General features: G+C 38.6%; 11 protein-coding genes. 6 read left to right on the top strand and 5 right to left on the bottom strand.

Going from position 1 to position 15179, the window contains the following annotated elements:
- The first annotated feature begins 16 nt into the window (after positions 1 to 16).
- The 3 genes from ABF638_RS10045 to ABF638_RS10035 all read left to right on the top strand — a co-directional run bounded on the left by ABF638_RS10045 (position 17) and on the right by ABF638_RS10035 (position 4345).
- Positions 17 to 1366 (top strand): ATP-binding protein, encoded by a 1350-nt coding sequence (locus ABF638_RS10045; RefSeq protein WP_435022461.1) that lies wholly within the window; start codon positions 17 to 19, stop codon positions 1364 to 1366.
- 265 nt (positions 1367 to 1631) lie between these two features.
- Positions 1632 to 2921, top strand: a complete 1290-nt coding sequence (locus ABF638_RS10040) for a tellurite resistance TerB C-terminal domain-containing protein (RefSeq protein WP_435022459.1) — start codon at positions 1632 to 1634, stop codon at positions 2919 to 2921.
- A 95-nt stretch (positions 2922 to 3016) separates the two neighbouring features.
- Positions 3017 to 4345, top strand: coding sequence for an ATP-binding protein (locus ABF638_RS10035; protein WP_435022457.1), 1329 nt, complete (start codon positions 3017 to 3019; stop codon positions 4343 to 4345).
- 1 nt (position 4346) lies between these two features.
- Here ABF638_RS10035 and ABF638_RS10030 read toward each other — a convergent pair whose 3' ends face one another.
- From ABF638_RS10030 to ABF638_RS10020, 3 genes are all read right to left on the bottom strand, one after another.
- The gene (locus ABF638_RS10030; RefSeq protein WP_435022455.1) at positions 4347 to 5744 is read right to left on the bottom strand and encodes a serine/threonine protein kinase; all 1398 of its coding nucleotides are present in this window, start codon (positions 5742 to 5744) and stop codon (positions 4347 to 4349) included.
- Between the two features lie 295 nt (positions 5745 to 6039).
- Positions 6040 to 6522, bottom strand: coding sequence for a cupin domain-containing protein (locus ABF638_RS10025; RefSeq protein WP_435022453.1), 483 nt, complete (start codon positions 6520 to 6522; stop codon positions 6040 to 6042).
- Between the two features lie 176 nt (positions 6523 to 6698).
- A complete protein-coding gene (locus tag ABF638_RS10020; protein ID WP_435022451.1) occupies positions 6699 to 7880 on the bottom strand; it encodes an AGE family epimerase/isomerase in 1182 nt (393 codons plus the stop codon).
- Positions 7881 to 8095: 215 nt separating this feature from the next.
- Here ABF638_RS10020 and ABF638_RS10015 point away from each other — a divergent pair, with 215 nt between their 5' ends.
- Positions 8096 to 8995: an aspartoacylase gene (locus ABF638_RS10015; protein ID WP_435022449.1), complete on the top strand. Its 900-nt coding sequence runs from the start codon at positions 8096 to 8098 to the stop codon at positions 8993 to 8995.
- Here ABF638_RS10015 and ABF638_RS10010 read toward each other — a convergent pair.
- Both ABF638_RS10010 and ABF638_RS10005 read right to left on the bottom strand, forming a co-directional pair.
- Positions 8992 to 9855: an Rpn family recombination-promoting nuclease/putative transposase gene (locus tag ABF638_RS10010; protein ID WP_435022447.1), complete on the bottom strand. Its 864-nt coding sequence runs from the start codon at positions 9853 to 9855 to the stop codon at positions 8992 to 8994. The two genes, ABF638_RS10015 and ABF638_RS10010, sit on opposite strands and share 4 nt — an antisense overlap.
- 146 nt (positions 9856 to 10001) lie before the next feature.
- Positions 10002 to 12218: a hypothetical protein gene (locus ABF638_RS10005; RefSeq protein ID WP_435022445.1), complete on the bottom strand. Its 2217-nt coding sequence runs from the start codon at positions 12216 to 12218 to the stop codon at positions 10002 to 10004.
- A gap of 529 nt (positions 12219 to 12747) precedes the next feature.
- On the opposite strand from ABF638_RS10005, the gene ABF638_RS10000 reads away from it, so the two are divergent.
- Positions 12748 to 13911 (top strand): glycosyltransferase family 4 protein, encoded by a 1164-nt coding sequence (locus ABF638_RS10000; protein WP_435022443.1) that lies wholly within the window; start codon positions 12748 to 12750, stop codon positions 13909 to 13911.
- Between the two features lie 63 nt (positions 13912 to 13974).
- On the top strand, positions 13975 to 15114 hold the full coding sequence (locus ABF638_RS09995; RefSeq protein WP_435022441.1) for a glycosyltransferase family 4 protein: 1140 nt from the start codon (positions 13975 to 13977) through the stop codon (positions 15112 to 15114).
- Positions 15115 to 15179 lie beyond the last annotated feature (65 nt).

Here is a 15179-nt window from a genome sequence, read left to right as displayed (position 1 = left end):
ACCACACAGTTGATTGATGGATAATCAAGCGATGCCAATGGCAAGTACTTCCTCATATACAAAGGTTCAATATCTCCAGCGCCAAGCAGCCTCACTTTTACTGCACCAATCTGTTCTGCAAGGCGAAGTGGGGGTGGCATTTCTGGAACTATTGCAATCTATACGTTACACTAACGTCGATGCACGAGGTTGTCTCCAAGCTTACGGAACTTACTTTCACGCTTTAGCCGCTAGAAATCAAAACTGGGAAGATTATTTAATTACTCAACTTCTCTTCTGTGAGAATCCTTTTACAAGGCTGGCTGGAGTGCGAGAATTTGAAGATTTACCCCCAGCTTTAGTAGCAGCAGTTCAGCATGATTTACAAATATTGCAAAGTCTCTACGAATGTAGTAGCGCTTCTTTGAGTGAGTGGGTACAAGGCGTTACTCAGATGCCGATTTCACCAGTAGTGTGGTATAAAGAGCAAGAATTTGTAGGAGTAGAGACAAAGTTCGCTAAATATCTACAAGAGTTAGATAATTGGGCTGATGCTGTAGAAGAGTTAGCAGCTTATTATCGGCAATGTGGCTCTGGTTTATTTGCAGAATATCGTGCTTTACGCTGGCAAGCTGGCCAGTTTATTGGTATTCGTTATTCTGACCCGGTTAAACTGAGTGCGCTTGTCGGTTATGAGTCTCAAAAAGATGCTTTGCTGAAAAATACAGAGTTTTTATTATCAGGAGAGATGGCACTGCACGTATTACTTTACGGTAGTCGCGGTTCTGGCAAATCTTCTTTGGTGAAATCTTTGTTGAATGAATATAGCAATCGCAGTCTTCGCTTGTTGGAAGTAGCCAAATCTGATTTAAAAGAATTACCAGAAATTGTGGAACATTTACGGGGTGTGTCACAAAAATTTATTATCTTTGTCGATGACCTTTCATTTGAAGAAGATGATGATGCTTTTAAAGCACTCAAGGTAGTTTTAGAAGGTAATTTAACCGCGCGGCCTCAAAATGTAGTTGTATACGCTACTTCTAATCGCCGCCACTTGATTCGGGAGTTTTTTGTGGATAGACCTGCACCAAAGGATAACGAGGAAATCCATGCTTGGGATACGATGCAGGAGAAGCTTTCGTTTAGCGATCGCTTTGGTTTAACCTTGACCTTTGAACCAGCTAATCAGAAAACTTATTTAAAAATTGTACAACATCTAGCCGCACAAGCTGCTATTGATATTACCCAAGAAGATTTGGAATTTCAAGCATTACAATGGGCAACTCGCCATAATGGTCGTTCTGGACGGACAGCACGGCAGTTTGTTGATTTTTTAAAAGCAGATTTAAAACTTTTTAATGCAAATAACAATACATCCAACACCTAGTATTAAAATTATTTTATTAATGATTGCACTTTTTTATTATTTACACAACAATGTTATGTAATAGTAACTAAAACTACAGATTTCAGAACGACTATGTTACCAGATTTTGAAATTATTTCTTATTTCACAAAACAGAAAAACAGATTAAAAACCACTTTTGTTAAGTATTTAGTCTGGATGCATTTTTTTAATTACGAATTACGAATTACGAATTAGTATGAGAGCTACTTATTCTGATAATTTAACTACGTTAAAAAACAGCAATATGCAATCAGTAATGATCAGCAATCGATTTATACTAGTGATAGTTGCCTTTAGTGTGAGTTTTGGTCTTAGCCTTGTCCCAAGCTGGGATTTTAATAAAGCTTTTCTCACAGGTGTAATTACTGCTGCTACTATCTATACTACAGCATTATTCATAGATAAGCGACGTAGAAACTATGAAATGTTTGTCTTAGGTTCTCTCCGCAAGCGAATTAAAGATATGGAGGGATTAAAGGCTCGTGTTGTCAGGGAAGTTAATCAAATCCAAGAACATCACAATTTATTGTACGCTGAGTCACAACAACTGCAAAATCAAGTTATAGAAAGCCGCAACCAAAGGGATAGTCTACATCGAGAATTAAGAACATTTGCAGGACAAAAAAAACAATTAGAAACCGAAATTAGTAGCCTGCAAAATGAAATTAATAACTTGCAGAACAATCAAACAGAATTGAACAATGCTTTTTCTGTACTCACAGCCGAGAAGCGCCGTCTAGAGTCAAATTGTAATGTATCTCGCGCTGAAATCGCCCAGTTACAAAGTCAAATTTCCCAACTCCAACAGGAAAAACAAGAAGTTGAAAGCAATTTAACTCTTTTAGGCAGACTAAAACCCCAATTAGAAGAAAAACTATACGAACTACGAATTACAATTCAAGAGCTAGAAGTTGAGACAACCCAAAAAAATCAATTGCTGATAGCGACAAAAACCGAAAGAGAAAATATCCAAGTTATTCTGAACTCTTCACAAACCCTAATAGCAGAACAAAAAACTGAATTACAGCAGTTGCAAGGGCAAATTTCATTATTGCAAGAAGAACGAGATTCATTGCAAAATCAAGTATGGGAATTACTCCAACAACTAGAAACCTTCAATCCAGAACCTTTGGCGGATAATTCCCAAGAAGAAGATACTGAATTGTTTCCTTTTTCTGAAATAATGGAAACTTCAGCAATCATAGAAAATTCGGATGTTGATACATCAGAGAATATACCTGAAGAATGGACTAATTTTTTAGAAAATCTCCCAGGATACGAACTACAAGTATTAAAAGCTATAGTCGATCAAGATAATCCCAATGCTGCTATTAAAAAAATTGCCGAAGCAAACATCACTATGCCAAATCTCTTAATCGATTCTATAAATGAACGGGCAAATGATACTATTGGTGAATTAATAATTAACACAGATTCGGAAAGTCTAGAGGTTTATCCTGAGAATATTATCCATGTCAAAAAAATGATTGCAATGCATGAAAGTCTCATGGCTAGACATACTTCGTCAAATTAAATTATTATTGCCGTCGTCAGATTAGTATAAGGTGAAGATGTATCTTATCTATCTACTGCGTGCTTCTGCGTTTAGAATAAAGTGAAATTTAAGACATGGCAAAGCTCAAAATCTCGAAAAAAATCTCCACTGCTTTAATCAATTCCCTTGGTGCGGGGGTAGTACCAAGAGTGGGAGTTGAATATATAGCAGTAGGTCGAGAAAAAGAACTAAAAAGCCTATTACAAAATCTTGATGATATTGCAGAAGGTGTCGCAGCATTTCGCTTTATAATTGGTAACTACGGTTCTGGGAAAAGTTTTTTATTACAACTAATTCGCAACCGCGCTATGGAGCAAGGTTTTGTAGTAGCTGATGCTGATTTATCCCCTGAACGTCGATTAGCTGGAAGCAACAATGAAGGTGTAGCTACCTACCGAGAATTAATGAGCCACCTAGCTACAAAAACTCGTCCTGATGGTGGTGCTTTAGTCTCTATTTTAGAAGGATGGATTAATAAAATTCAACAAGAAGTGGTTAAAGAAACTGAAATGCGTCCAAATGACGATGGTTTTGATGACCAAGTTGAATCAAAAATTAGGGAAGTAGTTCAGTATATTGAAGATTTAGTTCACGGTTTCGATTTTGGTAGCGTGATTATCGCTTATTGGCGTGGCTATCGAATGGATGATGATAATTTAAAAAATGCGGCGATGCGCTGGTTGCGGGGAGAATTTACTACTAAAATTGAGGCGAAAGCAGCTTTAGGAGTGCGCGTCATTATTGATGATGATAGTTGGTATGACTATATCAAACTGTTTGCGAAATTTGTAGCTGAGATTGGCTATAAAGGACTGTTAATTTTAGTTGATGAAGCTGTACACATATATCAAATATCTACTACAGTCACACGGGAAAAGAACTATAATCGACTCCTCGCAATGTTTAACGATACCATGCAATGTAAAGCAGAACATCTTGGTATTGTTGTTGGTGGAACAACTAAATTTTTAGAAGACCCCAAACGGGGACTTTTTGCAGACCAAGCTTGGCAAAGACGCACAAAAGAAAGTCGTTTCGTCACACAAGCTAATGTTCAAGAACATTTAGGGCCGGTGATTCGGCTAAATCCGTTGAGTGAAGGAGAAATATTGACGCTTCTGCAACGTTTAGCTGAGATTCATGCACTCAATTTTGGCTATGAACAGACTTTGACAAATCGTGAGTTGAAAGAGTTTGTGCAAGAAATTATTAATCGCTTGGGTGCAGAAGCATTAATGACACCAGGGGAAATTGTGCGAGATTTTATGAGTGTGCTGAATATTCTTCACCAAAATCCAGGGATTGTGTTTGGTGAATTAATTCATGGCTCTAAATTTAAACCTACTGCTATGGGTAAGGATGTAGATGTAGATGAGGATGGTGCAGCCGAATTTAGTTTGTAATTTACTCTCTAGTAATTGGTAAACCTAGCCAATCGCTAAGTTCATGAGCTAGCCAGTCAAGTTCTGGGGGAGTGACAGGAAAAAAATAAAATTCACCAGTTAAAATGTCATATTTTTTGGTTCCTGCCCAGATTGTTAAGGAAGGTTGATTATATGTATCCTTACTTCGTTCTAAACGTAGAATATCTTTTCTCAAAGTTGCAGATGGGTGAAGACGTTTAATTCCAAACAATTCATAAATCAGGAAAATTTTCTCATTATTAATATAAAGCTTCTTTTTACCCATGATACCTATGAAGAGAGAAATAAATAACATAATTACAAAGGATAAAATTATTAGAATAACTACTAATGAAAAAACATTCATACTTGCAAATAAAATTGACAAATTAGGGATAAATAACATAATTGGTATAGATAATATCAAATTTATTAGAGTCCTTCTTTTAAATAAACCGGCTGGGGGAATAATAATTTCTAAATAGTTAGTATTCTTATTTAATAAAACTTTACTGTCCGAAGGTTTTCTAGGGAATAAATTACTTTGTATATTTTGAAGTTGAACTGTATTTCCTAGTTTGTTTAAGGCTTGCAAAGCGTCTTCAGCAGAAATCAAACGTTTACTCGCAATTGGTTCTGTCATTCTCCTCAACCAACTGCTGAAAGTAATATTAATATTGGCTACCTGTTCAAATTCAAGCCGCAAGTCAGTTAGTGGTAAATCGGCTGGATGCTGACCTGTTACCAAATAAATTAAAGTGGCTCCCAAACTGTAAAGGTCAGAAGCAGGAATAGCTCTACCATTAAATTGTTCTGGTGGTACGTAGCCGTAAGTTCCCATTACTATAATTGTGCTACTTCTTCTGGCGATGGTTTGCACTGAACCAAAATCTACCAAGTACACTTCACCCACACTATTACCAGAGCGATTTGTTAAGAGAATATTGCTTGGCTTGATATCACGATGAATTACGGGCGGTTGACGACTATGCAGATATTTGAGAATTTCTAGAATGGCTTTTGCTAGTTCCTTAACTTCTTCTTCACTGAAACTACGCCCAGCTTTGAGTTGTGCTTCTAGAGATTGGGCTGGAATATAACTTTGTACGAGTGCAAATCCTTTGCTGTTGGGTGAATCTAGCTCAAAGTAGTCAAGGTAGCGGGGAATGGCTGGGTGCGAGAGTGCTTTGAGAGTTTCAGCTTCCCGCTCAAACAGCTTGAGGTCGTTCCATTCAAACTCATTACCAAAAGACAGTATTTTGACCACTACTAATTCTTGAGTTTGTAAGTCACGAGCTAGCAGCGTCCGCCGTCCGACTTTTTTGCCTAGTTCCTGTTGCACTTGATATCTTTCCAACAGGATTTCTTGGTTAGAATCTGGTGATTCTTGACTTGTCATTTGCTCGTGACTCCAAAGCTTTGTTGCTTTTATAGCTTTCCTGTTTATTACTGCCCCACTGTAAGATTACTTAAGTTAGCAACAAGCATTAAAGACAGTATTTTTCTAAAATTTGACTTACTAAGCTAATGAGCATTTAAGTTGCATAAAACCAGGGCTGAAGCCCTTACTACAAGCCAATAAGTCTGGAAAAATGAATGATGATTAGCTTATCTACTCAATACTGCTTAGATTTTGCCTAAAAATAAAAATGTATAAAAATGAAACTCAATAAGACCTGCAATTCTCATCAAATTCATCTGTTTTCAGGATTGGTTAAAATAGCTTTTGGTTGATTAGCATTAAATAGAGAAGCAGACAACAGAATAATCGGCTTGTTTGTTTGGTTTTCTCCATAATGAACCATTCCGGCAGATTCAACTAAAGAATCTCCTACTGTAAGCTGTATAGTTTTCCCTTTTTGAAGAATGAATTCTGTGCCGTTAGCTTTCGTTACTTTAGCTTCTCCTTCCACAACAGTATAAGTTAAGGTTCCCGCCTCTACTCGTTCAATCTGCATTCCCGGATGAGTATGAGTAGGGAGTTTTGCTCTTGGTGCGATGGTATAGCGTACAAGCTCAAGAATCTGCTTTTTATCTTGAGTAGGATAACCACTCGCTAAAACTTCACGGGTAACAGATTGAGTGTAAGTATTGGGTGAGGACGTTTCTTGGCTATTAACAACTACACTGCCAAAAGCTAGAATAGCTAAGGGGAGAATCAGCAACACTTTTCTCATATTAAAAGTTTTTTATTTGGATAATACCTTTAATCAAATCATAATTTGGGATGAGTTAAACCGTGCAGATGGTACTCTGGTTGAGATTAAACTGACTGCGTTGTTTACCGCCGCAGGCATCGCAACAACTTAAATATTCATAAGTAACGTTAAAGCTATGAATTTTTGTAAGAAATCTATTGCAAACCAGTTGCGATCGCCTCAAATTGCTGCCAACAAAGGTACAATGCACGCGGTACGTGAAAACATCCTTTCCATTTACCGCCTTTGAGGTTCAACAATACTTCCCCACGCCGATTGAGATAGCCAAACCATTCACCGTATTCTGCATCAGCAAAGTGTGACCAGGTGTAATCGTGCATTTTTTGATACCATTCCCAACACACCTCACGCCCGGTTAGGCGATAGCCCATCGCTAATGCAACCAAAGATTCTAGGTGAACCCACCACAGCTTTTGATCCCATTCCAATTGTTGTGGAGGATGACCGTCTGCATCCATAAAGTAATACAATCCGCCGTACTCGCTATCCCAAGCAAAATTGAGGATATTTAGCACCACATCCACGGCTTGGTTAATAGTTTTAGTATCGTTTTTCCGACGCGCAATGTCCATGATAAACCACATAGCTTCGATACCGTGACCTGGATTAATCAGCCTTCCCTCAAAACAATCTATGTGGGAACCATCAGGGGCAACGTTTTCGTACATTAGTCCCCGTTTTGAGTCGAGAAAATCGGTCATCACTTCGTGGACAGTCTCAGCTAGGACATTTTCTAGTGTTTCCTTTGGCAGCAACCATTCCATTTCTAGAGTCAGGTTGGCTAAAATCATCGGTACAGCCAATGATTTCATGGGGCGTGTGTCAGGATAAGTTTTATTATATTTGCCTTTCGGGTTATCTTTGCGGCGTAATACGTTGTTATATGCTTGCATCGCCACATCCTTTGCCCATTCTTCGCCGCCAGCAAGTGCATATTGACTAAATGCCATCGCTGCAAAGCAGTCAGAAAAGATATTATAGGGTTGAACCAGTGGTTTTCCTTCACGGGTGAGGGCAAAGTACCAGTTACCATCACTATCTCTGCCATGTTGGGCGAGAAAATTAGCGCCGTTGCTGGCAATTTTTAGCCAGTTTTCGCGTTTTTCTAGCTGGTTGCAAAGCATAGAAAAAGTCCACACCTGGCGGTTTTGCAGCCAGATGAATTTGTCTGTATCATAAATTTTGCCTTCGCGATCGAGGCAGGTGAAATAGCCGCCTTGCTGCCAATCGAGAGAATATTTTTCCCAAAATGGGAGTACGTCGTTGAGGAGAGCGTTTTTGTAAAGTTCAGCGACCGCTTGAAAATCATGCACCATAAATTTCCTCCCCCTTTGTGCCAAAACCAACAGCTTAACAGTTATCATATTTTGGCTCAAACATGAAGCGTAGGCGTAGCCCGTCGTAGACATCGCGTCAGTCTTTTACAAGATTTAGCCAGCAGAAGCTATACTTCTATCTTGCACCATTCTCAATAACCGTAGGGTAAGCATTATAGTGTCAGCCGTACAAGTTTTTTAGATATGAGGTTGTTATGAGTCAGATTGAACGAGTTGCGATCGTTGGAGGAAACCACGGTAATGAGTTAACAGGAGTATATCTAGTCAAAAAGTTTCAGCAGTATCCTAATTTAATCAACAGAGGAAGTTTTAAAACTCTGGCATTACTTGGCAATCTCAAAGCTATTGAAGAAGGCAAGCGATACATTGAGAAGGATTTAAATCGTTGCTTCACTAATCAAAGCTTACAAAATACCCAACTCTCAAGTTATGAAGATACGCGGGCAAAAGAAATTCAACAGATATTGCAACCGCAAAATCAGCCTTTTGTAGATGTAATTATTGATTTGCACAGCACAACTGCCAACATGGGTTTAAGTCTGATTTTTTGTGATATGCACCCTTTCTTACTTCGGTTAGGTGCTTATTTGACTTCGATAAATCCGATGGTCAAGATTTTTATTAATCAACAATCTAGAGAAGGTGGTTTTCTCCGTTCTTTGTGCGAATTGGGTTTTGTGATAGAAGTTGGCGCTGTGGCTCAGAATATCTTAAACGCCGAATTATTTCAGCAAACAGAGCAGCTTATGTATGCAATTTTAGACTATTTTGAAGGTTGCAACCAAGGTAATATTCCGCAGACAAACAGCACGCTTACATTCTATCAATACATTGAGACGATCGATTATCCTAGAAGCGATGCCTACGGCGGGTTGCGCCCACGCGGCGAAATTCAAGCCATGATTCATCCCCAGCTTCAGTTTCGGGATTATGAACCTCTGAATCCAGGCGAACCAATGTTTCTGACTTTTGCAGGAAAAGATATTTTCTATGAAGGAACGTCTACTGTTTATCCTGTTTTTATTAATGAAGCAGCTTACTACGAGAAAGGAATTGCGATGTATCTAAGCCAAAAACATCAAGAGGTAGTTTAATTTGTTCGCCCTTCTAACCAAGATTGCAAATCAGCCAAAGTAGTAAAATCAAGCAATGCCTCGCTCAAATCTGCGAGAACAGGCAAAGATAAAGCAGAAATGGAGGATCGCATTTCCTCAGACATTTTTCCTAGCCGCTTAGTTAATAGTCGGGAAATAGCATTAGCCATCGCTTCTCGTCCTTCTTCTCGTCCTTCTTCTCGTCCTTCTTCCTTGATTTCTCGATAAACTCTCGTTTGCTGTAGTGTTATTCCTAGCATAGACTCTACCTCCGCTTGGCTCAATTGTTCAAATCTGTACATCATTATCGTCGTCACTATTTCTATTATGACGCGACCCTCTGCTAATGGTACTTCTTGATCAGTTCTTGTTAACAAATACCTTGCCTCTTCAGGTGCTTGTTCTTCCTTTATCGTAGTTAGTACCATCAGTGCCACCCATAAAGGTAATTGGCGAATATTCCCCAATTCATCCAAATACACCCGATGTACTTGGTTACTATTGAGCAATCCCCGATGAGGGTAAATGTTACTTTGTTCGGTATTGCGAGATGGATAAATTACAACTGCTTGCCAGTCATTAAATCTGGCGCGGTTGCGGTAAAAATATAATGAAGATTCAGCAAATACTCTTTCATAAAGCTGTTCATCCTTTTGAAACTGTACCTCACAGAAATATACAACCCCAGGAGTCTCGCTTTCTGGTAGAAGAAATACTCCGTCAATTTCAAATTTGGGTTCTTTGACGGCTACCGAATCAAATCGATAAGCATTTGCATTTTTTGGTGGATTTGTCAATAGTTCAAATAAGAGAGTGGGGGATTGTTGAAACAGTTTGTAAAAAATTGAGTCTCGACGCATGGAGCATTTTATCTGATTAAATCTGCGATACATTTAATCACATATTCTTGTACATATAGCAATCCTGAATAAACAAGATCCCCGACTTCTTTGAGAAGTCGGGGATCTGTGGCTTGGTTAAGCTTACAGGTAATTGCTGTAAAGACTCAACTCGCTAACCGATAAATAATCACTTTCCCTTTCCAATTTTCTTCCACAAATACTAAATACTCACCATTTGAACGACGAAAAGCCCGGATACCGTATGGTATATCAATCCAGCCACTTTCGCTGCCAACTTCTGGGCCTGGTTTTAACAGTTGTACTTGTTCTCCCGTTGTGGCATTGTAGACATATACCTCTGCGGTTTTAACAGTGACAGCAAATATATAGTCTCCCGCTACACTTATGGACGCTGTAGATACTTCGCGTTTGCCAGTGGTGTCGTAGGGAATCACAATTCGCCACTTGGGAGTACGATTTCCTTTACTCCAGTTGTCAAAACGGGCAATTTCAGATCCAGCAACTCCCGCATCGTCACCAAATGCAGGGTGATCTACTGTAAAGCCTGACAAATACATACTATCTGTTTCGGGGAAATATTCGATTCGGCGCAAGTCGTTAAATATGTTGGGAGTAGTCTGCTTTTCTATCGAACCATAGTTGTAGATGGGGTTGCCTTTAGCATCTATTCCCTGTAAAGGATAGTGGCGAATGCCATCTTCGGTTCGCAAAGCTTTCCAAACATCTCCTTTGCTGTCTACCCACCAGCCGCCGATATAGGGATAATCTTTGCTGGTATCATATTCGTCCTTTTCAAATTTGCCATTTCCGTTGCGATCGCGCCAGATCCATTCCCCTTGTTTTGGTTGATGCGGTGGCCAATTTCCGCTAATAAATGGTTTGTCTGCGCTATTAGTACCGACAAACATTCCGGCTGGGATGGCTACTTTGCCATCTGTGTCTGGGTTAAAACGATATATTTGCAGAAAGCTGTTATACATATCTGTAAGGAACAAAAACGGCTTTCCTTGGATGCGACGAACAAAGGTTCCATCTGGCGAGGTATGCAGACGTGGATCTTGAGGATATTTGAAAGCATTTAAAGTGTAGGCTTTGTAAGTCCATTGCTTACCAGCAGCCTTACTGTAATCCATCAGATAGTGTTCTTGTTTGGTGAATACATCTACACCATCAGTTTTAGGATCGGCATCTGCATTATCGACGAATATCAATCCCAGCGATCGCCACATTAGTTTTCCCGATGGCGAAAATTTCCGCAAATCTGTTCCTGATTTGTTGAAACCATTACTATTTATATAGATATTGCCGGAAGTATCTGTACCAACTCCGGTAAGTCCATAAAGTTTTAAATCTCGAACTTCACCAGGAACTCCTGCATAGATACCGCCCTTACAGCCAAAACTACCTGTTTGCACCGGCTTATCTTTGATGTCATAAATCAACATCTGCTGACGCGGCCCATTTTCTGCCACTAACAGCTTACCTTGATGATTAATTGCGATCGCAGTTGGTTCAACAATATCTGCAATCTCTTGGGGTAATTGCTTTCCACTCTGGGAATAATGTAAAATTTTCGCAGGCTTACCACCATTTTTACTTTGAATAATCCACAGATTTTTTTGTGGATCAATAGTTATTGCTCCGGGATTCGCAACGGTAAAGCTGCGGAGTTCCTTCATCGTATCAGTATCATAAACACGAATCCGGTTAGCAGCAAAATCACTCACATACAACTCGCTTCCCAAAATTGCTAATCCAGTAACTTCACTTTTAGTACTGGTAATCAACATACTTTTATCCCAACCACGCCCATTAGGAAACGGTGCAGGTTTTCCTATCAAGTCATAGCGTCTAACGGAATACCAAGTTGTTCCTTCTGGTGGGTAATCTTCTTTTGTATTGCCCCTCGAACCTTGAGTCATGGCAATGTAAATATATTTACTATTTGCTGTTACAGCTTTGCCACCACCACGACTCCAACCGTGAGTATCTTCAAGGGCACCAATAATTTTGGCATCTTTATATATTCCTGCTTCTGTTCCCGCTTCATCCCAATGGCTGTTGGTATAAACTGTGCCATCAGAGGCAACATACATTGCTTCAATATTGTTTTGTATCCGCAGATTTCCACTGCCAATAGTATTACCTATCCACGATGTTTTATAGGTAAGCGTGGGTGTTCCAGTTGTTGCCCAGTCTGTTGTAATGCCAATAGTAGTAACAATGACTCCAACAGTCAGACTGAGTAAAAAATTAAAAGTTTTACTTTTTTGTAAATATCTAGGTTTAGATAATTTTTTGATGTGCTGATTGAGCTTGCGACGGAGTTTTTCTAACTTCGTCAGTAATTTATTTATCATATATTTTTTCAGCTTTTAATTATTTATATACAATCAGTGTTTATAAAATCCGTACAAAAATATAACTATTTTTAACTGGGTAAGATATAGATTATGTAAGGATATCGCATCTAAAAGTTTTGAATTAATCATTAATATTTAGTCTTCGTATTATTTTTTACTTCTTTACAAGTAAAAATGGTAAACATTAATACAAAATTATTTGATATTAATTTATTCTAAGTGGTTTTTCCTTTCCCTATATACCTCTGAGCTTCCTTGACTTCCAGGTATCATATATGTTGTAGTCGGTATTCTCTAGTTAATAAAAATACAGGCTTTAATTCCTTGTTGACGTTGGGATATAAATAGTTTATAAATTGGTGTTCTATAAAAAATATTATTGGTCATGTGGATTCGGAAGTTATTGTGATTTAGATTTTGATAAAAACCGCTGTAGAGAAATATATCAATCTTTCTCTTTGCATCGAAAGCATGAAATTTTCATATTGTTATTCAAAAATGCTCAAGAATTATAGGATACATATTAATGGAAAATAAGAAAGAGGATTTAGGTTCGGCATCTATTCTTACCCTTGGATTAGGCTGGTTTCCCAAAAGTCCTGGAGGATTAGAAAGGTATATTTATGAACTAACTCATAAATTAGCAGCAAATAAAGACCAGGTTGAATTATGTGGAGTCGGTTTACCAGAGGATGAAATAAATTCAACCATTAAGCTGACTAACTTAGCTTCTGTTGATAGTCCTATTTGGCAAAGATTATGGTCAATTCGCAGTAATTTTCAGAAAACAAGAATAAGCAAACCAGATGCTATTAATCTCCACTTTGCATTATATAGCTTTCCTATTTTAGATATTTTGCCAAAGGGAGTACCAGTTACTTTTAACTTTCATGGCCCTTGGGCTTCTGAGAGTCAGCAAGAGGTAGTTAATAAAAACCTCAGTCTTTTGATCAAGCACTGGCTAATAGAAAAAAATACTTATAATCGCTGCGATCGCTTCATTGTTTTGAGCAAAGCATTTGGTAAAATTCTACATGATAAATATCAAGTACCGTGGAGCAAAATTAATATTATTCCTGGTGGAGTTGATATTAACTGGTTTCAGCCAAATTTATCACCCCAGGAAGCTTGTGCAAAACTAGGCTGGCCTAGTAATCGCCGGATAATATTTACATCCCGCCGCTTAGTACATCGAACTGGTGTTGACAAATTATTGCAAGCACTGGCTATAATTAAGCCCAGAATACCAGATGTTTGGCTAGCGATCGCAGGTCGTGGTCACATTCAAGCCGCACTACAACAACAGGCTACAGAATTAGGACTAGATGACAACGTTAAATTTTTAGGTTTTCTACCTGATGAGCAATTACCTATAGCTTACCAAGCTGCTGAATTGACTATTATGCCTAGTCAATCTTTTGAAGGATTTGGATTAGTAATAGTTGAGTCTCTAGCCTGTGGTACTCCTGTTTTATGTACCCCAGTTGGAGGAATGCCAGAAATTTTATCAGAATTTTCACCCGATTTAATTACTACTTCTACAGAAGCCTCAGCCATTGCTGAAAAATTAGAGCAAGCACTTTTGGGAAATATCCCCATACCTTCACGAGAAGCCTGTCGCCAGTATGCAACTACACACTACGATTGGAATCAAATTGCCCAACAAGTACGCAATATTTTATTAGCTTAAACAAGTGATTTTAAGAGATGCTAGGGGTGCTACGTGGGTCAAATTAGATAAAATAGAGGTTTTATGAGAATTCTTTTTTTAGACCAAAGTGGTAAACCAGGTGGTGCCGAATTATGTTTAATAGATATTGCTAAACCATATAGCGATCGCGCGTTGGTAGGTTTATTTTCAGATGGAGAATTTAAACATTTACTACAGCAAAATCATATTCCAGTAGAAGTTCTCGCTACTCAAACAATCCAAGTTCGCAAAGAAAGCAGTTTGGTACAAGGATTAAAGAGTTTGGGACAACTTGCGCCTTTGATTACTAAGGTAGTTAAAAAGGCTCGTGAATACGATTTAATATACGCCAATACTCAAAAAGCATTAGTTGTAGGAGCATTAGCAAGTTTTTTCAGTCGTCGTCCTCTGGTTTATCATTTACATGATATTCTTTCCCCAGAACATTTTAGCCAAACTAATCTTCGTATTGCTGTTAACTTAGCTAATCGTTTTGCATCATTAATAATTGCTAATTCCCAAGCTAGTAAGATAGCCTTTGTGCAAGCAGGAGGACGCTCAGATATCATCGAAGTTGTTTATAATGGCTTTAATCCAAAAATTTATCAAACTGATAAGTCTGAAATTAAGCAACTACAGCAACAATTAGGATTAAAAGGAAAATTTGTAGTCGGACACTTTAGCCGTCTTGCACCTTGGAAAGGGCAGCATATTTTAATTGATGCTCTTGCTAAATGCCCGCCAGAAGTGACTGTAATTTTAGTCGGTGATGCACTGTTTGGTGAACAAGATTACGTCCAAAAGTTACACCAACAAGTTGCCCAATTGGGATTAGAACACCGCGTCAAATTTTTAGGATTTCGTTCTGATATTCCCCAGTTAATGGCAGCTTGTGACTTGGTGGCACATACCTCTACTTCCCCAGAACCCTTTGGTAGAGTGATTGTTGAGGCGATGCTATGTGGAAAAGCTGTAGTTGCAGCAAAAGCTGGGGGTGCAATGGAATTGGTAGAACATGGACTTAATGGTTTTCTAGTGACACCAGGAAAACCCCAGGAACTTGCACAAGTAATTATCACCTGTCTTCAGGAGACAGAAATAACTGCAACTATAGCCAATAATGCTCGTACTATGGCTAGTCGGCGTTTTGATGTGGCAATTATTAATCAGCAAATTGCCCAACTGCTGTCCCACAGATTTTAGTGGTCTATCGCATTAATTTTGCTGGGCTACGAGATCCCCGACTTCTTAAAGAAGTCGGGGATCTG

This window comes from Nostoc sp. CALU 1950, assembly GCF_051172895.1.
In the GTDB taxonomy this organism is placed as follows: Bacteria; Cyanobacteriota; Cyanobacteriia; order Cyanobacteriales; family Nostocaceae; genus Nostoc; species Nostoc edaphicum_A.
This window is presented reverse-complemented; position numbering and strand designations above follow the sequence as displayed.